Raw genomic sequence first — 22,960 nt, 5'->3', positions numbered from 1 at the left:
GCAAGGCGTCAATGGGAAGCAGCACGCCCCTACTCTACGGCCACGTTCCAGATCTCGCGGGCATATTCGGCCACCGTACGGTCCGACGAGAACTTGCCCATGCGGGCGACGTTCAAGATCGCCCGGCGGTTCCATTCGTCGGGATCGCGGTACAGTTGGTCGACCCGTTCCTGCGCCGCCAGATAAAGCGGGAAGTCGGCGGTCAGCAGGTAATGGTCGCCGTGGGTCAGCACATCGGCGATCCCCTGGAAGCGATCGGTCTGGTCGGGCGAGAAATAGCCGGTGGAAATCAGCTCGATCGCCTTCTTCAGGCATTCGTCGGAATTGATCGCCCGGGCCGGGTCATAGCCATCGACGCGAATGCGGGCCACTTCCTGGGCGGTCAGGCCGAACAGGAACATGTTTTCCTCGCCCACTTCCTCGCAGATCTCGACATTGGCACCGTCCCAGGTGCCGATGGTCAGGGCGCCGTTCATGCTCATTTTCATGTTGCCGGTGCCCGAGGCCTCGGTGCCGGCGGTCGAGATCTGCTCCGACAATTCCGCCGCCGGCATCACCAGTTCGGCGGTCGAGACGTTGTAGTTGGGGACGAACACCACCTTCAGCTTGTCGCCGACCAGGGGGTCGTTGTTGACCACGTCGGCGACGTCGTTGACCAGCTTGATGATCAGCTTGGCCAGCGCATAGCCCGGCGCCGCCTTGCCGCCGATGATGATGGTGCGCGGCACCAGATCGATCATCGGGTTCGAGCGGATGCGGTTGTAACGGCTGATGACGTGCAACAGGTTCAGCAATTGGCGCTTGTATTCATGGATACGCTTGATCTGCACGTCGAACAGCGAATCGGCGGTCAGGTCGATGCCCAGACGCTGGCCGATGACGTCGGTCAGATGTTCCTTGTTGGCGCGTTTGACGGCGGCGAATTCGGCCCTGAACCCCTTGTCGGCGGCGAAGGGTTCAAGCTTCTTCAACTCGTGCAGGTGGGTGACCCAGCTGTCGCCGATGGCGCCGCTGATCAGCTTGGCCAGGCCGGGATTGGCGCCCAAAAGCCAGCGCCTGGGGGTGACGCCGTTGGTCTTGTTGGTGATCTTGCCCGGGCTTAAATGGTCGAAATCGGAAAAGATCGTGCTTTTCATCAGGCCGGTATGGATGGCGGCGACGCCGTTGACCTTGTGGCTGCCGACCACCGCCAGATGGGCCATGCGGATGCGGCGCTCGTCGCCTTCGGCTACCACCGAGACCCGCCGCAGCAACTCGGAATCGCCCGGATGGCGATGGCGAACTTCCTGCAGGAACTCGTGGTTGATCTGATAGACGATTTCCAGGTGCCGGGGCAGGATGCGGCCGAACAGATCGACCGGCCAGGTCTCCAAGGCTTCCGACATGAGCGTGTGATTGGTATAGGCGCAGCAGCGCCGGGTCAGGCTCCAGGCGCGGTGCCAATCCAGCTGGTGCTCGTCCACCAGCACGCGCTGCAGTTCGGCCACCACCATGGCCGGATGGGTGTCGTTCAACTGGATGGCGACCCGCTCGGGCAGCATGTCCCAGTTGTCGTGCGACTTGCGGAAACGGGCCAGGATGTCCTGGATCGAGGCGGCGACGAAGAAATATTCCTGCTTGAAGCGCAGTTCCTTGCCCCGCTCGGTCATGTCGGACGGATAGAGCACCTTGGACAGGGTCTCGGACTCGTTCTTGTCGCGCACCGCCTCGATGTAATTGCCGGCATTGAAATATTTCAGATCGAATTCGCGGGTCGATTTGGCCGACCACAGGCGCAGATTGTTGACGGTCCGCCCACCATGGCCGGGGATCGGCACGTCATAGGCCATGGCCATGACCTCTTCGGCGTCCATCCACTGGGCGCGGGTGTGGCCCATCACGTCCTTGTAATGGATGACCCGGCCGCCGAAACGGACCGGATAGATCACGCCGGGCCGGGCGAATTCCCACGGATTGCCATAGCGCAGCCAGTTTTCCGGGCTTTCCACCTGCCAGCCATGTTCGACATGCTGGGTGAACATGCCGTAATCGTAGCGGATGCCATAGCCGAAGCCGGCGATGTTCAGGGCCGCCATGGAATCCAGCAGGCAGGCGGCCAGACGGCCCAGGCCGCCATTGCCCAGCGCCGCTTCCACTTCCCAGCCGACCACTTCGTCGAAATCCAGGCCCAATTGGCCGACCGCTTCCCGCACCTGATCGTAGATGCCCAGATTGATCATGGCGTTGGTCAGCGTGCGGCCGATCAGGAATTCCATGCTCATGTAATAGACGCGCTTCTGATCCTGCTCGTAATAGCGGTTCAGCGTCGGCATCCAGCGTTCGGTGACGCGGTCGCGCACGGCATAGGCGGCCGCCATGAACCAATCGCGCGCGGTGGCGTTGATCGGCTCTTTGCCCACCGAATAAAGCAGGTGGCTGGCAAGCGAGTACTTGATGCTCTCGACGTCGTCGTCGAGCAACTTGACGACCGGTGGCCCAACTCGGCGCATGACCTGCCCTTCCCGCCTGAAGCAATCCCAAAGAAATGGAGTGGCCTGCCCCTACCCTGCTGTCAAGGAACTTTCGGTGATGACCGCAAATTCCGTAGGGCTTTCATCCGGGCGTCACCGTCCAGCCCGGCGACGTCCAAAGCGAAGCGCCGGCGCCAGTTGGGATGCTGATCGACGGTCCCCGGCAGGTTCATCTGGCTGTCCTCGGCCAGGACGTCCTCGATCTGGACCATCATCAGGGCGGCGCTGGACCGGGCCAGATAGTGGTGGCCGGCGGCGGTCAGCGCCTGGCCCTGGGCGGCGTCCAACGGCCCGGAGGTGGGGAAGTCGGCCGGCAACAAACCTTCTGCCGCCAGGGCCTCGACCATCAGGCGGCGGTCGGTGGCGCGGGACTCTTGTTCCTCGGCCGCCATGCCGTCGCGGGGATAGAGGTTCAGGCGGGCGCGCGCCTTGATGTCGGCCTCGTTCCACCAGCCCAGGATGCTGGGCAGGTCGTGGGTGGCGAAGATCGCCAGGGCCTGGGGCGAGAATTCGTCGGGGCGCTTGAAGCGGCCGTCGGTCTTTTCGAACACCATCACCCGATAGGCGAACAAGGACGCGCAATCCATGCGCTCGCGGAAACCGTCGGGAACGGTGCCCAGATCCTCGCCGATCACCAGGCAGCGATTGCGCGCCGATTCCAGCGCCACCAGCCGGAACAGGTCATCGACCGGATAGCGGACATAGGCGCCCTGATCGGCGTCCACCCCCGGCGGCACCCAATAAAGCCGCTGGAGCAGCATGGCGTGATCCAGGCGCAGCGCGCCGGCATGGCGCATGTTGGCGGCCAGGATTTCGGTGAAGGGGCGATAGGCGGCTTCCCTCAGTGCCATGGGATTGAACGGCAGCAGCCCCCAATCCTGGCCCTTCAGCGCCAGCGGGTCCGGCGGCGCGCCGACCGACAGGCCCAACGCCAACAAATCCTGGTCGCCCCAGGAATCGGCGCCGTCGCCGGCGATGCCGACGCCCAGATCGCGGTAAAGCCCGATGGTCGCCCCGGAATCGCGCGCCGCCTGGTGGGCGGCGCCCAGCTGGCGGTCGGCCTCGAATTGCAGCCAGGCATAGAACTCGACGCGAAGCGCATTGTCGGCGGCGAAGCGCGCGACGGCGGGATTGGCGGGATGGCGGAATTCCTCGGGCCAGTGGCGCCACCAGCCGTTCCCGTCCTTCAGGAAGCGCTCGTGCAGGGCCTCGAAGGTGGCGAACTGGGCAAGGGCCGCGCCGCCTGTCCGCTGGAAGGCGCGAAAGGCCTGGGCACGCTCGTCGTTCTCGGCCAGGTGCTCCGAGCGGAACCAGGCGTAAAGTGCTTCGAGCACCGGGCGCTGGACCCGGGCGACCTCGGCGTAATCGACCAGCGGATAGCCCTTGACCCGGGCCAGCGTCGCCTGGAACCCCGGCGAGGCGAAAGTGCGCTTGGCCTCGCGGCAGTGCCTGAATTCCGGGATGGCCTCGATGTCGAGATAGGTGACGTTGAGAAAACGCCGCGAAGACGGCGCATAGGGGCTGTAGCGCTCGGCGCAATTGGGGAACAAGGCGTGCAACGGATTGACGCCGACGGTCTTGGCCCCCAGCCGGCCGGCCATCCGCCCCAGTTCGGCCAGGGCGCCGTAATGGCCGACACCCCAGTCGCTGCCGGTACGAAGCGCATAGATCTGCGTCGCCAGGCCCCAGGCCCGCGCGCCCCCGGCCACTTCCGGCGGCACGTGGCCCTTGGCCGGGGCGACGATCACCGTCATCTCGGCCGCTTCGGTGCCGATCTCGACCTTCAGGCGGTGATAGCCGGGCGGCGGCAATTCCGGCAGGCGCAGCTTCCAGCGCTTGACCAATTGGCCGTCGATCCAGCGTTCATCGATCCATTCCTGCGTGTCGATGGTGACGAAGGCCGAATGGCCGACGCCCATTTCCTCGGTCAGGGTCCAGCCCGCACTCACCTTGTCCAGGTCGGCCGGCACGGTCAGCGTCACGAACGGATCGGCCTGGCCTGCGGTGAACAGGGCCACAGGCTCCAGCCAGCGGCGCCACGGACGCTCCTCGAGTTGGGCCAGGGTGGCCGCCGCCTGGGATTCGTCGGCGGCGTCCAGCCCCATGGCGGCCAGGAAGGCCCGCTTGGTCGAAGCCGGAACCACCCGCCACTGGCCGTAGAAATCCCACCAGCCATCCTCGATCCCGGCGAATCTGGCCAGCCGGTCCAGCATTTCGGTCTCGCTCATGGCGTTCCCCCTTCCCGACGTCGCAGCACCGCCAGCGAATGCGGCTTGACCGGGAACCGGCTGCCGCCTTCGCACACTTCTTCCGGGCCCACCCGCCCGGGCCGTGCGGTGTCCATCAACACTTCCCAGCTGTCGCCCATCTGCGGCGGCAAGGTGTAGAACAGGATTTCGGTATAGGCGTTCATCAGCACCATGTAGGTCTCGTCTGCATCCAACCGGCCGGCCCGCGAATCGACGACGCAGGATTCGCCGCCCAGCACGAAGCCCAGCGAACGGGCGAACGGCGCCGTCCAGTCGGCATTGGTCATCTCGGTGCCTTCGGGGGTGACCCAGGTGATGTCCTTGAGCTTGCCGCCCGCCACCTGGTCACCCTTGAAGAAATGCGGCCGCCGGAACACCGGATGCTCGCGCCGAAGCTTCAACAACCCCTGGACATAGGCCAGCAAGTCCTCGTCGATCTTGCCCCAATCGACCCAGCCGACATCGTTGTCCTGGCAATAGGCATTGTTGTTGCCGCCCTGGCTGCGGCCGAACTCGTCGCCGGCCAGCAGCATCGGCACCCCTTGCGACAGCAGAAGCGTCGCCAGCATGTTGCGAATCTGGCGCGAGCGCAGCGAATTGATTGCCGGGCTGTCGGTCGGGCCCTCGGCGCCGCAATTCCAGGAATAGTTGGCGTCGGTGCCGTCGCGGTTATCCTCGCCGTTGGCGGCATTCTGCTTCTTTTCATAGGTCACCAGGTCGGCCATGGTGAAGCCGTCATGGCAGGTGACGAAATTCAGCGACGCCCACGGCCGGCGCCCGCCCCAGCCGAACATATCGGACGAGCCGGTCAGCCGTGACGCCATGTCGCCGATCACGCCGCCGTCGCCGCGCCAGAACCGGCGCACGGTATCGCGATAGCGGCCGTTCCATTCCGACCAGCCGGGCGGGAAGCCGCCCAGGCGATAGCCGTCGCCGCCGATGTCCCACGGCTCGGCGATCAGTTTGACCCGCGACAGCACCGGGTCCTGGCGCACCGCGTCCAGAAAGCCCGAGCCGCCGTCGAAGCCCGATTTCTCGCGCGCCAGCGAGGCGGCCAGGTCGAAGCGGAAGCCATCGACATGCATTTCCTCGACCCAATAGCGCAAGGAATCCATCACCATCTGCAGCACGCGCGGATGGGACAGCTGCAGGGTGTTGCCGCAGCCGGAATAATTCTCGTACCACCGCTCGGAGCCCGGCACCAACCGGTAATAGCTGGCATTGTCGATGCCCTTGTAGGACAGCGTCGGCCCCAGATGGTTGCCCTCGGCGGTGTGGTTGTAGACGACGTCCAGGATCACCTCGATGCCCGCCTCGTGCAGGCGGCCGATCATGGTCTTGAAGTCGCCGTGCGGGTTGGCGCCGTAATAGCGCGGCTCGGCGGCGAAATAGGTGATGGGGTTGTAGCCCCAGTAATTGCGCAGGCCCTTTTCCACCAGGTGGCGTTCATCGACGCCGGCCTGGACCGGCAGCAATTCCACCGCCGTCACCCCCAATTTCACCAGATGGTCGATCACCGCCGGGTGGGCCATCCCCAGGAAGGTGCCGCGCACCGCCGGCGGCACCTGCGGATGCTTCATGGTGAAGCCGCGGACATGCAGCTCGTAGATCACGCTGTCGGACCAGGCGGTGTCGGGTCGGCGGTCGGCGCCCCAGGTGAAGGCGGTATCGACCACCTTGCATTTGGGCATGAAACGCGCGTTGTCGCGCCGGTCCATGGCCAGGTCCAGCCTGCTCGAGCCCAGGCGGAAGGCGAAATGGGTGTCCGACCAGATCAGCGAGCCGGTCAGCGCCTTGGCGTAAGGGTCGATCAACAGCTTGTCGGCGTTGAAGCGGTGACCGCGATAGGGATCGTAGGGGCCATGCACCCGGTAGCCGTACAACAGGCCCGGCCGGGCGTCGGGCAGATAGCCGTGCCACACCTCGTCGGTATATTCGGGCAGGGTGATCCGCTCGACCTCGCGGCCATGCGAGTCGAACAGGCACAGTTCGACCTTGGTGGCGTTGGCCGAGAACAGCGCGAAATTGACGCCGTTGCCATCCCAGGTGGCTCCCAGCGGATAGGGCGATCCGGCCCAGATACGGCGGCGGTGGGGCATGAAGGTCGATATCCGTCGTTTCAGGCGGAACCAGGCGGCAAGGTGTCGCCATGGGCCAAGTCAGCAATGATGGCGGACAACTTTTCCACCAGATCCGGCAGGAAGAGCGTGGCGGTATCGTAAATGATCCTTGGATCGGCGCCATCGTAATTGTGGGCCAGGACATTGCGCATGCCGATAATTTCTCGCCATGGGATGGCAAGATAGGAGTTCCGGACATCCTCGGGAACGCGGCGCGCCGCTTCGCCCATAATCTCGATGGCGCGGGCAAGCGCGAAGATCGTCTTGATGTCGGCCTGAAACTCTTCCCACGTCATCGCACCGACAAAGGCCTGGGCCGTCTCGGCATGATCGCGCATATCGTCGAGAAAATCACGCCAGTCGCGGATCACACCGGTCTCACTTCCGCAAGGATGCGCTGGCCGATACGACGCTTCAGCGTCTTCTTGTTGGCGAGATCGACCGTCACGCCCAAGGCGTCGGAAAGCTCCAATTGCAGCCCGACATAATCGATCAAGGTGACACCGTCCCCCAACTCCACCAGCACGTCGAGATCGCTGTCGTCGCGCTGCTCCCCCCGCGCATACGAGCCGAACACGCCCATCTCGCGGATCGGATAGCGGCGCCTCAGATCAGGCTGCATCTCACGGAGCCTGCCGATGATGTCGTCGATCGTGCGCATAAGGACAACCTCTTCCTGATGGCGCGAGTATAGTGTTTCCGGGGCCAAGGCGCTAGAGACGACCAATCACCGTGCCCGTTTGAACACCGCCACCGCCAGCGGCGGCAGGGTCAGGGCCAGCGAATAGGGCTGGCCGTGCCAGGGCTGCGGCTCGGCCTGGCGGCCGCCGTCATTGTGAACGTCCGAGCCGCCATACCAGTGCGAATCGGAATTGAAGATCTCGTGCCAGAAGCCGTCGGCCGGCACGCCAATACGATAACCGTGGCGCACCTGGGGCGTCAGGTTGGCCACCACCAGGCAGATATCGTCGGAATCGATGCCCTTGCGGACAAAGGACAGAACCGAATTGTCGCGGTCGTTGCAATCGATCCAGGCGAAGCCGGCCGCCTCGCAATCCAGTTGGTGCAGGGCGGGCTCGACCCGGTACAGCCGGTTCAGGTCCTTGACCATGCGGCGCACGCCATCATGCTGGTGGTCGTCCAGCAGATGCCAGTCCAGCGAGCCCTCGCAATCCCATTCGCGTTCCTGGCCGAATTCCTGGCCCATGAACAGCAGCTTCTTGCCCGGATGGGTCCACATGAAGGCGTAATAGGCGCGCAGATTGGCGAATTTCTGCCAGCGATCGCCCGGCATGCGGGCCAGGATCGAGCCCTTGCCGTGCACCACCTCGTCATGGGACAGCGGCAGCACGAAATTTTCGTGGAAGGCGTATAGCAGGCCGAAGGTCAAATCGTCGTGATGATAGCGGCGGTGGATCGGGTCCTTCGAGAAATAGCGAAGGGTGTCGTGCATCCAGCCCATGTTCCACTTGAAGCCGAAGCCCAGACCGCCCAGCCAGGTCGGGCGCGACACCGCCGGCCAGGCGGTGGATTCTTCGGCGATGGTCATGGCGCCGGGATGTTCGGCATAGACCACCTCGTTCATGTGGCGCAGGAAGCCGATGGCTTCCAGATTCTCGTTGCCGCCATGTTCGTTGGCGATCCACTCGCCCGGCTGGCGCGAGTAATCCAGGTACAGCATCGAGGCCACCGCATCGACCCTGAGCCCATCGACATGGTACTGCTCCATCCAATAGAGCGCGTTCGAATACAGGAAGTTGCGGACCTCGGTGCGGCCGTAATTGTAGATATGGGTGTCCCAGTCCTTGTGCAGGCCCTTCCTGGGGTCCTCGTGCTCATAAAGATGGGTGCCGTCGAAGCGGTGCAGCCCGTGCGCGTCGCGCGGAAAATGGCCGGCCACCCAATCGACGATCACCCCGATGCCGGCCTGGTGCAGCGCCTCGATCAGGGCGCGGAAATCCTCGGGCGTCCCATAGCGCGACGAGGGCGCGAACAGGCCAACCGGCTGATAGCCCCACGAGCCGGAAAACGGATGTTCGTGCACCGGCAACAGCTCGACATGGGTGAAGCCCATGTCGCGGACGTAATCGACCAGTTGCTCGGCCATCTCGACATAGGTCAGCGGGCGGTTGCCGTCCTCGGGCACGCGGCGCCACGAGCCCAGATGGACTTCCAGGATGCTGATGGGGGCATGGCGGTCATTGCGCGCCGCCTGACCCTGCATCCAGGCGCCGTCGGACCATTCGCGCGGCGCCAGGTCCCACACCACCGAGGCGGTCTTGGGCGGCACCTCGGCGTAATGGCCGTACGGGTCGGCCTTCAAGGGCAGCAGGGCGCCGCCCGCATCGACCAGTTCGAACTTGTAAAGGGTGCCGGCGGCCAGGCCGGGGATGAACAGCTCCCACACCCCGGCGCCGTGGCGCAACCGCATGGGATGGCGCCTGCCGTCCCAATGATTGAAGTCGCCCACCACCGAAACCCGGCTGGCATTGGGCGCCCACAGGGCGAAATGCACGCCGTCGCTTCCCTCGTGACGAACCAGGTGCGCGCCCAGCTTCTCGAAGGTGCGCAGATGGCGTCCCTCGACCAGCAAATGGATGTCCAAATCGCCCAGAACCGGGCCGAAACGATAGGGGTCGTCGATGGTCTGCCCGCCGCCGTCGGGGAATTCCAGCCGCAGGCGATAGGCCGGCTTGTCGGCCGTGCCGATCCGGGCGGCGAATGCCCCGTCGGCATGGACCTTGTCCATCGCGGTCTCGGCGCCATCGACCACCACCCAGGCCTTGGCCGCCTGCGGCGCCAAGGCGCGGACCACCCAGCCCGACTTGGCGGGATGGGCTCCCAGGACCGCGAAGGGATCGCCATGCCGGCCGGCCAGCAAGGCCTGGACGTCGGAAGTTGGGAACAGGTCGGTACCAGCGCGAGCCATGGGGTGATCTCTTCCAATGCTTCGACGTTCTTGGTAGCAGGGTTTGCCCCGACCCGCTACCGGCAACGATTAGCCTTTCCGATTATCCCCAAATCTGGTAGAGGTTTGCGCCGAGGGGACCGGCTGATTCCTAAGCCGGTATTGTTGTCTTAAGGAGCGTGTCCAATGAGCGTCCTTCCCAAGGTTCTGGGTCTGGTTGTCGCCGGCGTCCTGGTGATTGCCCTTTATTTGGCGGTTCCGGTGCTGGGCGCCCTGCTGGGTCCGGCTAGCCCGACCGGCTATGCGATCTATCTGGGCCTGCTGCTCACCGCCGTTTTCACGTCGGGTGTGATGTATCTGGCCTCGACCGGCGGCGGCGAAGAGTAATTTTTCCCGCTTGTTCGGCAGACAAGGATTTCGCCCGGCCCCCGATCAGGGGCCGGGCGATGTCTTTTCAGGGTGTCTTATTCCTTGCGGAAATTGTCGTGGCAGCCCTTGCAGGTCTTGCCGACATCAGCCGCCGCCATCTTGGTGGCGTCGGCGTTGCCCGACGCGGCGGCGGCCTGCAGCTTGACGGCGGCCTCGCCCAACATGACCCAGCCCTTGGCGAAATCGGCCGAGCCGAAGGCTTCCGACTTGGTGTTGGCGCCCGACAGAGATTCGGTGCCCTTGGCCCAGGCCATCGGCGCCATCTTGGCGATGGCGGCGACGTTCTCGGCCTTGGCGGCGGCGTCGGCCGGCAGATCGCCCTTGCCCTGCAGCCATGCCCCGATGGGGCCGAAATTCATCCGCACCGCCTGCATCAGACCCTGACGCATCTTCAGGGCTTCTTCCGGCTTCTGCTGGGCCGAGGCCGGCTGGGCGGCGGCGATGGCCAGGGTGGCGATGATCACGCTCGAACCAATGAAATAACGCATGGAAACTCCTCCGTTCCGGGGTCGAATGAACCGTCTTTTATAAGGCCGGCTCGCAACTCGGATCGGTGATCATGTCACGGATCGCGCTGCGGTTGCCCCCTGATTCCCGATATCATATTGGGAGTTAGAAAAAATTTGTGAAGTCCCTGCCCGTTTCCCATCCCATCGAGTAGCTTTCCGGCTTGCGTTCCACGGCTCGTTTGCTATCGTCCCCGGCTGACCGGCCGCACCACAGAAAATGCGCCTCCAATCGGCGCGCCGGCCGGCGGACATCCATCGATTGGCAGCTACGGGAATCGAACCATGAGCGACGCGAAAATCATCTGGACCCAGGTCGACGAGGCCCCGGCGCTGGCCACCTATTCCCTGTTGCCGATCGTCCAGGCCTTCACCAAGGCCGCCGGCGTGGCGGTCGAGACCCGCGACATCTCGCTGGCCGGCCGCGTCATCGCCACCTTCCCCGAGGTCCTGAAGCCCGAACAGCGCATCGGCGACGAGCTGGCCGAACTGGGCGAACTGACGCTCAAGCCCGAAGCCAACATCATCAAGCTGCCCAACGTGTCGGCCTCGGTGCCGCAGTTGAAGGCGGTGATCAAGGAATTGCAGTCCCAGGGCTACGCCCTGCCCGATTTCCCCGAGGACCCCAAGACCGATTCCGAGAAGGACATCAAGGCCCGCTATGGCAAGGTGCTGGGCTCGGCGGTCAACCCGGTCCTGCGCGAGGGCAATTCGGATCGCCGCGCCGCCGGCGCCGTCAAGCAATATGCCCGCAACAACCCGCATAAGATGGGCGCCTGGGCCGCCTCGTCGCAGTCGCACGTCGCCCACATGCAGGCCGGCGATTTCTATGGCAGCGAGAAGTCGGTGACCGTGGCCGAGCCGACCAATGTGCGCATCGAACTGGTGGCCAAGGACGGCGCCGTCACCGTGCTGAAGGAAAAGACCGTGCTGAAGGCCGGCGAGGTGATCGATTCGGCGGTGATGAGCGTGAAGGCCCTGCGGTCCTTCTTCGCCGAGCAGATCGAGGACGCCAAGTCGCAGCCCGGCCTGCTGCTGTCCTTGCACCTCAAGGCGACCATGATGAAGGTGTCCGACCCCATCATGTTCGGCCATGCCGTCACCGTCTTCTTCAAGGACGTGTTCGAGAAGCATGCCGACGCCATCAAGGAAATCGGCGTCAACGTCAATAACGGCTTCGGCGACCTTTTGGCCAAGCTGGACAAGCTGCCGGCCGACAAGAAGGCCGCCATCGAGGCCGACATCCAGGCCGCCTACAAGGCCGGCCCGCCGCTGGCGATGGTCAATTCCGACAAGGGCATCACCAACCTGCATGTGCCTTCGGACGTCATCGTCGATGCCTCGATGCCGGCGATGATCCGCGATTCGGGCCGCATGTGGGGCACCGACGGCAAGCTGCACGACACCAAGGCGATGATCCCCGACCGCTGCTATGCCGGCATCTATCAGGTGGTGATCGACGATTGCAAGAAGCACGGCGCCTTCGATCCCAAGACCATGGGCAGCGTGCCGAATGTCGGCCTGATGGCCCAGAAGGCCGAGGAATACGGCAGCCACGACAAGACCTTCGAAGTCGCCGCCGATGGCGTGGTCCGCGTGGTCGATGGGGCCGGCAAGGTTTTGATGGAGCAGAAGGTCGAAAAGGGCGACATCTTCCGAGCCTGCCAGACCAAGGACGCGCCGATCCAGGATTGGGTCAAGCTGGCGGTCACCCGCTCGCGTCTGTCCAACACGCCGGCGGTGTTCTGGCTGGATGCCAAGCGCGCCCACGACGCCCAGATCATCGCCAAGGTCCAGAAGTACCTGGCCGATCACGACACCTCGGGTCTGGACATCCGCATCCTCAGCCCGGAAGAGGCCTGCCAGTTCTCGCTGGACCGCATCCGCAAGGGCCAGGACACCATTTCCGTCACCGGCAACGTGCTGCGCGACTATCTGACCGACCTGTTCCCGATCCTGGAGCTGGGCACCAGCGCCAAGATGCTGTCGATCGTGCCCTTGATGGCCGGCGGCGGCCTGTTCGAGACCGGTGCCGGCGGCTCGGCCCCCAAGCACGTCCAGCAGTTCCAGGAAGAAGGCTATCTGCGCTGGGACAGCTTGGGCGAGTTCCTGGCGCTGGCCGTCTCGCTGGAGCATCTGGCCCAGACCTTCAAGAACGCCAAGGCCCAGGTCCTGGCCGACACCCTGGATGCGGCCAACGGCAAGATCCTGGAAAACAACCGCTCGCCGGCCCGCAAGGTGGGCGAACTGGACAATCGCGGCAGCCACTTCTATCTGGCGCTCTACTGGGCCCAGGCCCTGGCCGCCCAGACCAAGGATGCCGAGCTGGCCGCCCGCTTCACCCCCCTGGCCCGGGCCTTGAGCGAGAACGAGGCGAAGATCAACGCCGAGTTGATCGCCGCCCAAGGCAAGCCGGTCGATATGGGCGGCTACTACCATCCCGATTTCGACAAGACGTCGAAGGCCATGCGCCCCAGCGCCACCCTGAACCAGGCGTTGGCGGCCATCTGACCCGAATGTGACGGCGGAAGCTTCGGCTTCCGCCACTTTTTTGAATAAGGATGCCAACAATGAACAAGATCAAGGTCGCCAATCCGGTCGTCGAACTCGATGGCGACGAAATGACTCGGATCATCTGGAAGTTCATCAAGGACAAGCTGATCCTGCCCTATCTCGACATCGACCTGAAGTACTACGACCTCGGCGTCGAGCACCGCGACGCCACCAACGACCAGGTCACCATCGATTCGGCCGAGGCGATCAAGAAGTACGGCGTCGGCGTCAAGTGCGCCACCATCACCCCGGACGAGGCGCGGGTGAAGGAGTTCAACCTCAAGAAGATGTGGAAGTCGCCCAACGGCACCATCCGCAACATTCTGGACGGCACCGTCTTCCGCGAGCCGATCATCTGCAAGAACGTGCCGCGCCTGGTGCCGGGCTGGACCAAGCCGATCGTCATCGGCCGCCACGCCTTCGGCGACCAGTACAAGGCCACCGACTTCAAGGTGCCGGGTGCCGGCAAGCTGACCATCAAGTTCGAGGGTGTCGACGGCCAGGTCATCGAGCACGAAGTGTTCGAGTTCCCCGGCGCCGGCGTCGCCATGGGCATGTACAACCTGGACGAATCCATCGCCGGCTTCGCCCGGGCCTGCTTCAATTACGGCCTGATGAAGAAGTGGCCGGTCTATCTGTCGACCAAGAACACGATCCTGAAGGCCTATGACGGGCGCTTCAAGGACATCTTCCAGGAAATCTACGACCGCGAGTTCAAGGCCGCCTTCGACAAGGAGGGCATGACCTACGAACACCGCCTGATCGACGACATGGTCGCTTCGGCGCTGAAGTGGTCGGGCGAATTCGTGTGGGCCTGTAAGAACTATGACGGCGACGTCCAGTCCGACACGGTGGCCCAGGGCTTCGGCTCGCTGGGTCTGATGACATCCGTGCTGATGAGCCCCGACGGCAAGACCGTCGAGGCCGAGGCCGCCCACGGCACGGTGACGCGCCATTACCGCGAGCACCAGAAGGGCAAGGAAACCTCGACCAATCCGATCGCCTCGATCTTCGCCTGGACGCGGGGTCTGTTCTACCGCGCCCAGTTCGACGGCACGCCGGCGGTGGCCGACTTCGCCCTGGCGCTGGAACAGGTCTGCGTCGAGACGGTGGAATCGGGCTTCATGACCAAGGACCTGGCCATCCTGATCGGCCCCGGCCAGTCGTGGCTGACGACCCAGCAATTCCTGGCCAAGTTGGACGAGAATTTGAAGATCAAGATGGGCATCGCCGCCTGATCGGTCTTCGAACCACGAAACCCCGCCGGAGCGATCCGGCGGGGTTTTGTTTTTGGTGTCACGTGATACCGGTACCGTGGTTTGGGTTAGGAAAGCGCGTTTCTAACCGAGAGCGAGTTGTAAAAGCATCTTGGGGCTGCGAAAATCTGCGCGCAATACCGCAATGAGGGTGCAATGGCGTTCGAGCGCAGCTCCTGTGACGAAACCATCGAAGTCGATCAGTTCCATAGTGATGGGCGTTCACATGCGATGCAGTCCAAGCTTGGGGTGGACATGGTCTGCGGCAAGACATATTTCGCGTATGTCGGCCTGGAGATCATGATCGGTGGCACCGACCACGAACTGATATTCTTTATCCAGGAATTGGATCATGCCACAGGAACGACACGTGATTATTGGTGTGGCCTTGATACCAAGCGGCTGTTTCCCAAACAAACCGACAGGGCTTGGATAGTGCGGGTCGCTTGCGAACTGACATGTCGCCTGCTTCAAATGACCAAGCCAGTGCGAGTATATCGGGTCACCCATGACGACTACCCGCCAGACAAGGCGTTAGACAAACATGAGCGTGTCACCGCCGTGTTCATCGACTGCGGCTATACCGTCACCCGATGCGACAGCTACGAACGCAAGCGCGTATGGTGGGCGGACAAAGGCGAAGATCGGTCATGACCGAATTGGTATTGCAAGCAACGTAACGACAGCGCTAGTTTAGTGAGAGTTAGGCCAGCCTAACTTTTTGCGTACGCACCGACGTGTACGACGAGGTGGATTTAAGGACGAATACGATGATGGACCGCGACCAGCAGATAGAGTTCATGAAGAACGCCGAGGCGCGTGCTCAGGGCTATCTCGACCGCTGGATGGCCAATCCTGAATACCGGGCGGCCTTGTTGCGCCATCTTCCACCGCAGCAGCCGCCGGCCAAGGCGGGCTCGTCCAACGGCTGACCCCAGGCCCCGCTTCGGCGGGGCTTTCGTTTTCTTGACCTGCTGCCACCGCCGACGCATCTTGGCGCTTTGCAACGCCGGGAACGCACGCTTATGACCACCATCTATGTCGCCGCCAGCAAGGCCAACCAGGAATGGGGGGCCGATGTCGGCTTGGGCAAGAACCTCTACAAGGTCGGCGTCACCGACGACGCGCCCGAGGCGGTGCTGGAAGGATTCGCCGGCCAGAGCGACTGGAAGGTGTTGACGTCAGCGCCGTGCGAGATATCTGAGGAAGAGGCCCTGGCCCAGTTGGGGCGCAAGGAAAAGGCGGTCGATCCGCTTTACTATCCCAAGCTGCGGGGCGCCACCGGCCTGTTCAAGGTCACCATCGCCAGCGTCGAGAATTCCATGCTGGTGGCCCTGGCCCTGGATGGCCGCGAGCCGCCGAAGAACTTCAAGGTCAAGCCGGCCGATATCGGCCAGTACCTGATCAATAACGCGGTCAAGTAGGAGGCTGCCCCATGAGCGAGACCTTCGATCTGATCATCCGCGGCGGTGCCATCGTCACCCCCAACGGCACCGCAGAGGCCGATATCGGCGTCGCTGGCGGGCGCATCACCGCCATCGGCGACCTTGCCCAGGCCGAGGCGGCCAACGCCTTCGACGCTTCCGGCCTGACCGTGCTGCCGGGCGTGATCGACACCCAGGTCCATTTCCGCGAGCCGGGGCTGGAACACAAAGAAGATTTGTCCACCGGCACCGCCGCCGCCGCCATGGGCGGCGTGGTGGCGATCTTCGAGATGCCCAACACCAAGCCCGGCACCACCACCGAGACCGAGTTGAAGGACAAGCTGGCCCGCGCCAAGGGCCGCGCCTGGACCGATCACGCCTTCTTCCTGGGGGCCGCCGGCGACAATGTCGATCATCTGGCCCAGTGGGAGCGCATTCCCGGCTGCGCCGGCATCAAGGTGTTCATGGGGTCAAGCACCGGCAACCTGCTGGTCGCCGACGATGCCACCTTGGCCCGCGTGCTGGCGCAAGGCACGCGGCGCGTCGCCGTCCATTGCGAGGACGAAGAACGCCTGATCGAACGGAAGGGCCTGGCCGAGGCGGCCGCCCATCCGCGCGCCCACCACATCTGGCGCGACGAGGAAACCGCCCTGAAGGCCACCACCCGGCTGATCCGCCTGGCCGAGGCGGCCCGGCGCCGCGTCCATGTCCTGCATGTCACTACCGCCGAGGAAATGGCCTATCTGGCCGGACACAAGGATCTGGCCACCGTCGAGACCACGCCGCAGCACCTGACCTTGGCCGCGCCGGAATGCTATGAGCAATTGGGCACCCTGGCCCAGATGAACCCGCCGATCCGCGAGGCCCGCCATCGCGACGCCCTGTGGGCGGCCATCAATGACGGCACCGTCGATGTGCTGGGGTCCGACCACGCGCCGCACACCCTGGAGGAGAAGGGCCAGCCCTATCCGAAAAGCCCGTCGGGCATGACCGGGGTGCAGACCCTGGTGCCGATCATGCTGGACCATGTCCATCATGGCCGGCTTAGCCTGCAGCGCTTTGTCGATCTGACCTCGGCGGGACCGTCGCGCATCTACAACCTGGCCGGCAAGGGCCGCATCGCGCTGGGCTACGACGCCGACTTCACCATCGTCGATCTGAAGGCCAAGCGCACCATCACCAACCGTTGGATCGTCAGCCGCTGCGGCTGGACCCCGTTCGACGGCAAGAAGGTCACCGGCTGGCCGCTGGCCACCATCATCCGCGGCCATATCGTCATGCGCGAAGACAGCCTGATCGGCGACCCGCTGGGTGCCCCGGTGCGTTTCCAGGAAGCCTATGCGGGATAAAGCCAGGCCGCCCCGCGCACGCCCGAGGAATCGCCGTGCCGGGGAGGAACCAGCCTCGTCGCCACGCTGTCGGAAAAGACATACGCGCCCCAGCGGGCCGGTACGCTGGAATAAAGCCGGGTCAGATTGCCAACCCCGCCGCCCAGCACGATGACGTGGGGGTCAAGGATGTTGATCACCACCGCCAAAGCCCGGGCCAGCCGATCTTCGTAGCGGGCCAGCGCTGCTGCGGCACCGGGATCACCCGCATCAGCCAGGACAGCGATCTCGGGCACCCGTAGATTTTGCCCGTGGTCGCGCTCGAGCCCCGGACCGGACAGGAAGGTTTCGACGCAGCCGGTCTTTCCGCAATAGCAGGCCGGCCCCGGCCGCTCGTCGTCACGCGGCCACGGCAGCGGGTTGTGGCCCCATTCGCCGGCCACCGCATTGGGACCGGCCACCAGCCGGCCATGCACCACCAGGCCACCGCCGACCCCGGTCCCTAAGATCACCCCGAACACCGTGTCGGCGCCGGTGCCGGCACCATCGGTCGCTTCCGACAAAGCGAAGCAATCGGCGTCGTTGGCCAGCCGCACCGGCCGGCCCAGCGCACTTTCCAGGTCGCGATCGAACGGCTGGCCGATCAGCCAGGTGGAATTGGCGTTCTTGACCAGACCGGTGGCCGGCGAAATGGTCCCGGGAATACCGATACCGACGGTTCCGGCGGCGCCCAAATCGGACTCGAGCCCCGCGACCAGATCGCGAATGGTGGTAATGGTGCCATCATACGAGCCCTGGGCGGTGGCGACACGGCGGCGCGCCAACTCGGCCCCGGTCGCGCGATCCAGCGCGATGGCTTCGGTCTTGGTGCCGCCCAAATCGATGCCGATGCGAAGCGTCTTCATGGCATCGGTCATGCCACAAACCACGCCGCTTGCACACCCGGAGCAAATCGGTAAGCATATGCCGGTTTATCGGAGGACCCATCGTGAGCCACGCCCCTCTGCACTTCCCCTTCCCCACCCCGCCCGAACCCGGCGCGGTCACGGAGGTCGCCCCGGGCATCTGGTGGATTCGCATGACGCTGCCCTTCGCCCTGGACCACATCAATCTGTGGGCGCTGGACGATGGCGATGGCTGGGTGCTGGTCGATACCGGGGTCGGCAATGACGAGACCTGGGAGTGCTGGCAGGCGCTGTTCGCCGGGCCGCTGGCCGCCAAGCCGGTGACCGGCCTGATCTGCACACACTTCCACCCCGACCATATGGGCTTGGCCGGACCGCTGGCGGCCCAATGGTCCGTGCGCATGCGGGCCACCGTCGGCGAATGGACCTTCGGCCGCATGCTGATGCTGGACCAGGGCGCCGACTATGTGGAAAATCAGGTCGAGCATTATCGCCGCTGCGCCTATGACGACGACATGCTGGCCGGCATCCGCGAGCGGGCCGGCACCTATCGTTCCCGCATCCGTCCGCTGCCTGCCGCCATCACCGCCATCCGCCACGGATCGGAACTGGTCATCGGCGGCCGGACCTGGGTCGTGCTGGAAGGCGGCGGCCATTCGCCCGAACATGCCTGCCTGTGGTGCGAGGAAGCCAACGTGCTGATCTCGGGCGACCAGATTCTGCCCAAGATCAGCCCAATCATCGGCGTGTGGCCGCAAGAGCCCGACGCCACGCCGCTGGGCGACTTCCTGGCCGCCCTTGAGCGCCTGAAGCAATTGCCGGCCGACGCCCTGGTGCTGCCGTCGCACAACCTGCCCTTCGTGGGCCTTCACGTCCGCGCCGACCAACTGCAGGCCCACCATGACGATCGCCTGGCCCTGACGCTGGAAGCCTGCTCGGCCCAGGGCGTCACCGCCCGCGATGTTTTGAAGGTGCTGTTCAAGCGGCCGCTGGACGCCCAGCAGACCAGCTTCGCCATCGGCGAAAGCCTGTCGCACCTGCACCATTTGATGGAGCAGGGCGCGATCAGGCGAGGCGACAGAGGCGATGGAGTGTGGATCTACGCCAAGGCGTGATCAGGCCGCAGCGCAGCCGCCGCCCACTTCCTTGGCGCAATAAAGACCATACAGGGTGTTGATCACCGCGCTGGCTTCGTGACCGGCCAGGGAATAATGGATGGTCTGGGCCTGGCGGCGGGTCTGCACCAGATTGTCGCGGCGCAGGCGGGCCAGATGCTGCGACAGGGCGGATTGCGACAGCCCGATCAGGCGCTCAAGCTCGCCCACCGACTTTTCCCCGTGCAGAAGCTGACACAGAATCATCAGCCGATGTTCGTTACTCATGGCCTTCAGCAACGTGCTCGCGCGTCGGGCACTATCCTGAAGCTTTTCTAATTCCATATCCACAGATTCGGCTCCGACTACAAAACCGGAATATACTATACCACTGATTCTCGATACTTCAAGATTGCATGACCAAAATTCCGGAGTTTCCATTGTCTATGCCTCCTGGAACAACGAAATTATCATGTTAATTAGTCTGGCACGTGTTGGTTTCTGCCAGGTAGTATATATTGCTTATTTATGATGTTCTAAATTAGGCAATCGCCGCACTGACCCGCTGCCCCAGCGCATCCAGCACCGTGGCCACGATCTGCGGAGCGTTCAGGCCGGCCTGGTCATACTGGGCCATCGGCGAATCATGCTCGATGAAGCGGTCGGGCAGCGCCATCGGCCGCACCTTCAAGCCCTTGTCCAGCGCACCCGACAGGGCCAACAGATTCAGCACATGGCTGCCGAAACCGCCGATCGAGCCTTCCTCGATGGTGATCAACACTTCGTGCTCGCGGGCCAGGCGCAGGATCAGCTCCTCGTCCAGCGGCTTCATGAAGCGGGCGTCGGCGACGGTGGTGGACAGTCCGCGCGCCGCCAGATCGTCGGCGGCGGCCAGCGCCTCGGCCAGGCGGGTGCCCAGCGACAGCAGCGCCACCCGGTTGCCCTGGCGCAACACCCGCCCCTTGCCGATGGGCAGCACCTGGCCGCGTTCAGGCAGGTCGATGCCGACCCCCTCGCCGCGCGGATAGCGGAAGAAGGACGGACGATCGTCGATGGCGGCGGCGGTGGCCACCGCATGCATCAGCTCGGCCTCGTCCGACGGGCACATGAAGACATGGTCGGGCAGGCAGCCCAGGAAGGCCAGATCGAACGAGCCGGCATGGGTCGCCCCATCGGCGCCGACCAATCCGGCGCGGTCGATGGCGAAACGCACCGGCAGGCCCTGCAGCACCACGTCGTGGACCACCTGATCATAGCCGCGCTGCAGGAACGACGAATAAAGCGCGCAGAACGGCTTGAAGCCCTCGCAGGCCAGACCGGCGGCGAAGGTCACCGCATGCTGTTCGGCGATGCCGACATCGAAGCAGCGTCCCGGATGCTTGTCCGCGAACTTGTCCAGTCCCGTCCCGGCCGGCATGGCGGCGGTGATGGCGACGATGCGGTCGTCGTGGGCGGCCTCGGCCAGCAGGCCGCGGGCGAACACCGAGGTATAGCTGGGCGCGTTGGCCTTGGGCTTGGCCAGCTTGCCGGTCACCACGTCGAAGCGGCCGACGCCATGATACTTGTCGGCGGCTTCCTCGGCCGGCGGATAGCCCCGGCCCTTCTTGGTCACCACATGGATCAAGACCGGCTTGGTCTCGGCCGAATCGCGGACGTTCTTCAAGACCGGCAGCAGGTGATCGAAATTATGGCCATCGATCGGGCCGACATAATAGAAGCCCAGTTCCTCGAACAAGGTGCCGCCGCCCGAGACCATGCCGCGGGCATATTCCTCGGCCCGGCGCGCCGCGCGCTCCAGCGGAGGCGGCAGCATGGCGGCGATGTCCTTGGCGAAGTGACGGATCGACAGATAAGGCCTGGACGACAACAGGCGCGAAAGATAGGCGCTCATGGCGCCCACCGGCGGGGCGATCGACATATCGTTGTCGTTCAGCACCACCACCAGGCGGCTGTCCATCGAGCCGGCATTGTTCATCGCCTCGTAGACCATGCCGGCGCTCATGGCGCCGTCGCCGATCACCGCGACGACGTTGAAATTCGCCCCCTTGAGGTCGCGGCCCACCGCCATGCCCAGCCCGGCCGAGATCGAGGTCGAGGAATGGCCGGCCCCGAAGGGGTCGTACTCGCTTTCGCTTCGCTTGGTGAATCCTGACAGGCCGCCGCCCTGGCGCAGCGTGCGCATGCGGTCGCGCCGACCGGTCAAAATCTTGTGCGGATAGGCCTGGTGGCCGACATCCCAGATCAATTTGTCGGCCGGGGTATCGAAAACGTGATGCAGCGCCACCGTCAGCTCCACCACGCCAAGGCCCGCTCCCAAATGGCCGCCGGTGATCGACACCGATTCGATCATTTCCTGGCGGACCTCGTCGGACAGTTGGCGCAGTTGCTCGACTGAAAAGTCGCGCATGTCGGCCGGAACGTGGACCTGGTCCAGCAGGCGGGTGGACGAGTTGGTCATAATGATCTTCCTTAGGTCCGCCGCTCGACGATATAGAGCGCAGTCGAGCGCAGAAGGTCGGCCTTGTCGCCGAAGGGTTCAAGGTGACGGCAGGCCTGGTCGGCCAACATCTTGGCCTGGGCGCGGGCCCGGTCGATGCCCAGAAGCGAAACAAAGGTGGCCTTGCCGGCCTCGGCATCCTTGCGCAGCGCCTTGCCGACCTGCTTCGCGTCGCCCTCGACATCCAAGATGTCGTCGGCGATCTGGAAGGCCAGACCGATCTCGCGCGCGTAATTCTTCAAGGCCAGCCGCAGGGACGAGGCCGCCTTGCCCAGGATCGCCCCGGCCTCGCAGCCGAAGCTGATCAGGCGGCCGGTCTTCATCTGCTGCAGGCGGGTGATGTCGTTGACGTCCATGGTCAGGCTCGCCGCCTGCAGATCGACCATCTGACCGCCGACCATGCCCTGCCCGCCGGCGGCGTGGGCCAACTCGCCCACCAGCTGGCAGCGGACCAATGGATCGCAATGGGTGGCCTCGCCGGCCAGCACCTCGAAGGCCCGGGTCAGCAGGCCGTCGCCGGCCAACAGCGCCGTGGCCTCGTCGAACTTCTTGTGACAGGTCGGGCGACCACGGCGCAAATCGTCGTCGTCCATGCACGGCAAATCGTCATGGACCAGCGAATAGCAATGGACCATCTCAAGGGCGGCCGCCACCCTGAGCGCCGACGAGGGCGACACGTTGAACAGCGACGCCGACTGAATCACCAGGAACGGCCGCAACCTTTTGCCGCCATCCAGGGTGGCGTAGCGCATGGCTTCATGGACACGCCGTTCCGGGCCCTCGCCGGCCTGCAGCAGCAGATCAAGCTCGGCGTTGACTTGGGCGGCGGCGGCGGCCAGCGCCTCGGACAAGCGGCGGGATTGCGGGGACATACGGGGCATGACGATCCCTATTCCACTGCCGCCGGGGCCACCGAGACCGCCCCATCCGGCCCCAGCACGATCCGTTCGACCCGGGCCTGGGCTTCCTTCAGGCGGGCCTCGCAATGGGCGCGCAGCTTGGCGCCGCGCTCGTAGGCGGCGATGGCATCGTCCAGGCGGGTCGCGCCGGTCTCCAGCCGTTTGACGATCCCTTCGAGTTCGGCCAAGGCCTCCTCGAAGCTGAGCGCGGCGATATCGGGCGGAAGATCGGCCATCGGCGTGAGAACTCGCGGTGGAATGTGAAGCGAAGGGCGGGAGTTT

The 22,960-nt window shown here is 64.5% G+C and carries 20 protein-coding genes; 8 read left to right on the top strand and 12 right to left on the bottom strand.

Annotation, left to right across the window (positions count from 1 at the left end; genetic code table 11):
* Window positions 1-29: 29 nt before the first annotated feature.
* The 6 genes from MTBLM5_RS16025 to glgB all read right to left on the bottom strand — a co-directional run bounded on the left by MTBLM5_RS16025 (window position 30) and on the right by glgB (window position 9,808).
* Window positions 30-2,489, bottom strand: a complete 2,460-nt coding sequence (locus MTBLM5_RS16025) for a glycogen/starch/alpha-glucan phosphorylase (RefSeq protein WP_173977060.1) — start codon at window positions 2,487-2,489, stop codon at window positions 30-32.
* 62 nt (window positions 2,490-2,551) lie between these two features.
* Window positions 2,552-4,738, bottom strand: coding sequence for a 4-alpha-glucanotransferase (gene malQ / locus MTBLM5_RS16020; protein WP_173977059.1), 2,187 nt, complete (start codon window positions 4,736-4,738; stop codon window positions 2,552-2,554).
* A complete protein-coding gene (gene glgX / locus MTBLM5_RS16015; RefSeq protein ID WP_173977058.1) occupies window positions 4,735-6,858 on the bottom strand; it encodes a glycogen debranching protein GlgX in 2,124 nt (707 codons plus the stop codon). The genes malQ and glgX overlap by 4 nt, the downstream gene beginning before the upstream one ends.
* Before the next feature lie 20 nt (window positions 6,859-6,878).
* Window positions 6,879-7,250 carry a DUF86 domain-containing protein gene (locus MTBLM5_RS16010; RefSeq protein ID WP_173977057.1) on the bottom strand — a complete coding sequence of 124 codons (372 nt, stop codon included), beginning with the start codon at window positions 7,248-7,250 and terminating at the stop codon, window positions 6,879-6,881.
* A complete protein-coding gene (locus MTBLM5_RS16005) occupies window positions 7,247-7,540 on the bottom strand; it encodes a nucleotidyltransferase family protein (RefSeq protein ID WP_173977056.1) in 294 nt (97 codons plus the stop codon). Before MTBLM5_RS16005 ends, MTBLM5_RS16010 begins: the two co-directional genes overlap by 4 nt.
* 66 nt (window positions 7,541-7,606) lie before the next feature.
* Window positions 7,607-9,808 carry a 1,4-alpha-glucan branching protein GlgB gene (gene glgB / locus MTBLM5_RS16000; protein ID WP_173977055.1) on the bottom strand — a complete coding sequence of 734 codons (2,202 nt, stop codon included), beginning with the start codon at window positions 9,806-9,808 and terminating at the stop codon, window positions 7,607-7,609.
* A gap of 165 nt (window positions 9,809-9,973) precedes the next feature.
* Between glgB and MTBLM5_RS15995 the strand changes: the two genes are divergently transcribed.
* Window positions 9,974-10,174, top strand: coding sequence for a hypothetical protein (locus tag MTBLM5_RS15995; RefSeq protein WP_068501918.1), 201 nt, complete (start codon window positions 9,974-9,976; stop codon window positions 10,172-10,174).
* Window positions 10,175-10,251: 77 nt separating this feature from the next.
* Here the strand turns inward: MTBLM5_RS15995 and MTBLM5_RS15990 are convergent, their stop codons facing one another.
* Window positions 10,252-10,704: a cytochrome c gene (locus tag MTBLM5_RS15990; protein WP_173977054.1), complete on the bottom strand. Its 453-nt coding sequence runs from the start codon at window positions 10,702-10,704 to the stop codon at window positions 10,252-10,254.
* A gap of 303 nt (window positions 10,705-11,007) precedes the next feature.
* Here MTBLM5_RS15990 and MTBLM5_RS15985 point away from each other — a divergent pair, with 303 nt between their 5' ends.
* The 6 genes from MTBLM5_RS15985 to MTBLM5_RS15960 all read left to right on the top strand — a co-directional run bounded on the left by MTBLM5_RS15985 (window position 11,008) and on the right by MTBLM5_RS15960 (window position 17,304).
* A complete protein-coding gene (locus tag MTBLM5_RS15985) occupies window positions 11,008-13,233 on the top strand; it encodes an NADP-dependent isocitrate dehydrogenase (RefSeq protein ID WP_173977053.1) in 2,226 nt (741 codons plus the stop codon).
* Window positions 13,234-13,292: 59 nt separating this feature from the next.
* The gene (locus MTBLM5_RS15980; protein ID WP_173977052.1) at window positions 13,293-14,513 is read left to right on the top strand and encodes an NADP-dependent isocitrate dehydrogenase; all 1,221 of its coding nucleotides are present in this window, start codon (window positions 13,293-13,295) and stop codon (window positions 14,511-14,513) included.
* 174 nt (window positions 14,514-14,687) lie between these two features.
* The gene (locus MTBLM5_RS15975) at window positions 14,688-15,185 is read left to right on the top strand and encodes a hypothetical protein (RefSeq protein ID WP_173977051.1); all 498 of its coding nucleotides are present in this window, start codon (window positions 14,688-14,690) and stop codon (window positions 15,183-15,185) included.
* A gap of 116 nt (window positions 15,186-15,301) precedes the next feature.
* Window positions 15,302-15,463 (top strand): hypothetical protein, encoded by a 162-nt coding sequence (locus tag MTBLM5_RS15970; protein WP_173976941.1) that lies wholly within the window; start codon window positions 15,302-15,304, stop codon window positions 15,461-15,463.
* Window positions 15,464-15,556: 93 nt separating this feature from the next.
* Window positions 15,557-15,955, top strand: a complete 399-nt coding sequence (locus tag MTBLM5_RS15965; protein WP_173977050.1) for a hypothetical protein — start codon at window positions 15,557-15,559, stop codon at window positions 15,953-15,955.
* An 11-nt stretch (window positions 15,956-15,966) separates the two neighbouring features.
* Window positions 15,967-17,304, top strand: coding sequence for a dihydroorotase (locus MTBLM5_RS15960; protein ID WP_173977049.1), 1,338 nt, complete (start codon window positions 15,967-15,969; stop codon window positions 17,302-17,304).
* Here the strand turns inward: MTBLM5_RS15960 and MTBLM5_RS15955 are convergent.
* On the bottom strand, window positions 17,292-18,200 hold the full coding sequence (locus tag MTBLM5_RS15955; protein ID WP_173977048.1) for an ROK family protein: 909 nt from the start codon (window positions 18,198-18,200) through the stop codon (window positions 17,292-17,294). The two genes, MTBLM5_RS15960 and MTBLM5_RS15955, sit on opposite strands and share 13 nt — an antisense overlap.
* 71 nt (window positions 18,201-18,271) lie before the next feature.
* Here MTBLM5_RS15955 and MTBLM5_RS15950 point away from each other — a divergent pair, with 71 nt between their 5' ends.
* Window positions 18,272-19,303 carry an MBL fold metallo-hydrolase gene (locus tag MTBLM5_RS15950; RefSeq protein WP_254431092.1) on the top strand — a complete coding sequence of 344 codons (1,032 nt, stop codon included), beginning with the start codon at window positions 18,272-18,274 and terminating at the stop codon, window positions 19,301-19,303.
* Here MTBLM5_RS15950 and MTBLM5_RS15945 read toward each other — a convergent pair whose 3' ends face one another.
* From MTBLM5_RS15945 to MTBLM5_RS15930, 4 genes are all read right to left on the bottom strand, one after another.
* Complete coding sequence (locus MTBLM5_RS15945; protein WP_068501940.1) at window positions 19,304-19,627, bottom strand: helix-turn-helix transcriptional regulator; 324 nt, start codon at window positions 19,625-19,627, stop codon at window positions 19,304-19,306. It abuts the gene before it with no gap.
* 196 nt (window positions 19,628-19,823) lie between these two features.
* Window positions 19,824-21,740, bottom strand: a complete 1,917-nt coding sequence (gene dxs, locus MTBLM5_RS15940) for a 1-deoxy-D-xylulose-5-phosphate synthase (RefSeq protein WP_173977047.1) — start codon at window positions 21,738-21,740, stop codon at window positions 19,824-19,826.
* Between the two features lie 11 nt (window positions 21,741-21,751).
* The gene (locus tag MTBLM5_RS15935) at window positions 21,752-22,660 is read right to left on the bottom strand and encodes a polyprenyl synthetase family protein (protein WP_371814026.1); all 909 of its coding nucleotides are present in this window, start codon (window positions 22,658-22,660) and stop codon (window positions 21,752-21,754) included.
* 8 nt (window positions 22,661-22,668) lie between these two features.
* Window positions 22,669-22,914: an exodeoxyribonuclease VII small subunit gene (locus MTBLM5_RS15930; RefSeq protein WP_068501950.1), complete on the bottom strand. Its 246-nt coding sequence runs from the start codon at window positions 22,912-22,914 to the stop codon at window positions 22,669-22,671.
* Window positions 22,915-22,960 lie beyond the last annotated feature (46 nt).

The organism is Magnetospirillum sp. LM-5, assembly GCF_902729445.1.
Classification (GTDB): Bacteria; Pseudomonadota; Alphaproteobacteria; order Rhodospirillales; family Magnetospirillaceae; genus Magnetospirillum.
This window is presented reverse-complemented; position numbering and strand designations above follow the sequence as displayed.

Excerpts from the sequence above, each read along its gene's own strand:
- MTBLM5_RS15965 (WP_173977050.1), top strand. The coding sequence starts at position 15,557 with ATGACCACCATCTATGTCGCCGCCAGCAAGGCCAACCAGGAATGGGGG.
- glgB (WP_173977055.1), bottom strand. The coding sequence starts at position 9,808 with ATGGCTCGCGCTGGTACCGACCTGTTCCCAACTTCCGACGTCCAGGCC.
- MTBLM5_RS15960 (WP_173977049.1), top strand. The coding sequence starts at position 15,967 with ATGAGCGAGACCTTCGATCTGATCATCCGCGGCGGTGCCATCGTCACC.
- MTBLM5_RS15995 (WP_068501918.1), top strand. The coding sequence starts at position 9,974 with ATGAGCGTCCTTCCCAAGGTTCTGGGTCTGGTTGTCGCCGGCGTCCTG.
- MTBLM5_RS15930 (WP_068501950.1), bottom strand. The coding sequence starts at position 22,914 with ATGGCCGATCTTCCGCCCGATATCGCCGCGCTCAGCTTCGAGGAGGCC.
- MTBLM5_RS15935 (WP_371814026.1), bottom strand. The coding sequence starts at position 22,660 with ATGCCCCGTATGTCCCCGCAATCCCGCCGCTTGTCCGAGGCGCTGGCC.
- MTBLM5_RS15970 (WP_173976941.1), top strand. The coding sequence starts at position 15,302 with ATGATGGACCGCGACCAGCAGATAGAGTTCATGAAGAACGCCGAGGCG.
- malQ (WP_173977059.1), bottom strand. The coding sequence starts at position 4,738 with ATGAGCGAGACCGAAATGCTGGACCGGCTGGCCAGATTCGCCGGGATC.
- MTBLM5_RS15990 (WP_173977054.1), bottom strand. The coding sequence starts at position 10,704 with ATGCGTTATTTCATTGGTTCGAGCGTGATCATCGCCACCCTGGCCATC.
- glgX (WP_173977058.1), bottom strand. The coding sequence starts at position 6,858 with ATGCCCCACCGCCGCCGTATCTGGGCCGGATCGCCCTATCCGCTGGGA.
- MTBLM5_RS15955 (WP_173977048.1), bottom strand. The coding sequence starts at position 18,200 with ATGACCGATGCCATGAAGACGCTTCGCATCGGCATCGATTTGGGCGGC.
- MTBLM5_RS16005 (WP_173977056.1), bottom strand. The coding sequence starts at position 7,540 with ATGCGCACGATCGACGACATCATCGGCAGGCTCCGTGAGATGCAGCCT.
- MTBLM5_RS15980 (WP_173977052.1), top strand. The coding sequence starts at position 13,293 with ATGAACAAGATCAAGGTCGCCAATCCGGTCGTCGAACTCGATGGCGAC.
- MTBLM5_RS15945 (WP_068501940.1), bottom strand. The coding sequence starts at position 19,627 with ATGGAATTAGAAAAGCTTCAGGATAGTGCCCGACGCGCGAGCACGTTG.
- MTBLM5_RS15985 (WP_173977053.1), top strand. The coding sequence starts at position 11,008 with ATGAGCGACGCGAAAATCATCTGGACCCAGGTCGACGAGGCCCCGGCG.
- MTBLM5_RS16025 (WP_173977060.1), bottom strand. The coding sequence starts at position 2,489 with ATGCGCCGAGTTGGGCCACCGGTCGTCAAGTTGCTCGACGACGACGTC.
- dxs (WP_173977047.1), bottom strand. The coding sequence starts at position 21,740 with ATGACCAACTCGTCCACCCGCCTGCTGGACCAGGTCCACGTTCCGGCC.
- MTBLM5_RS15975 (WP_173977051.1), top strand. The coding sequence starts at position 14,688 with ATGGCGTTCGAGCGCAGCTCCTGTGACGAAACCATCGAAGTCGATCAG.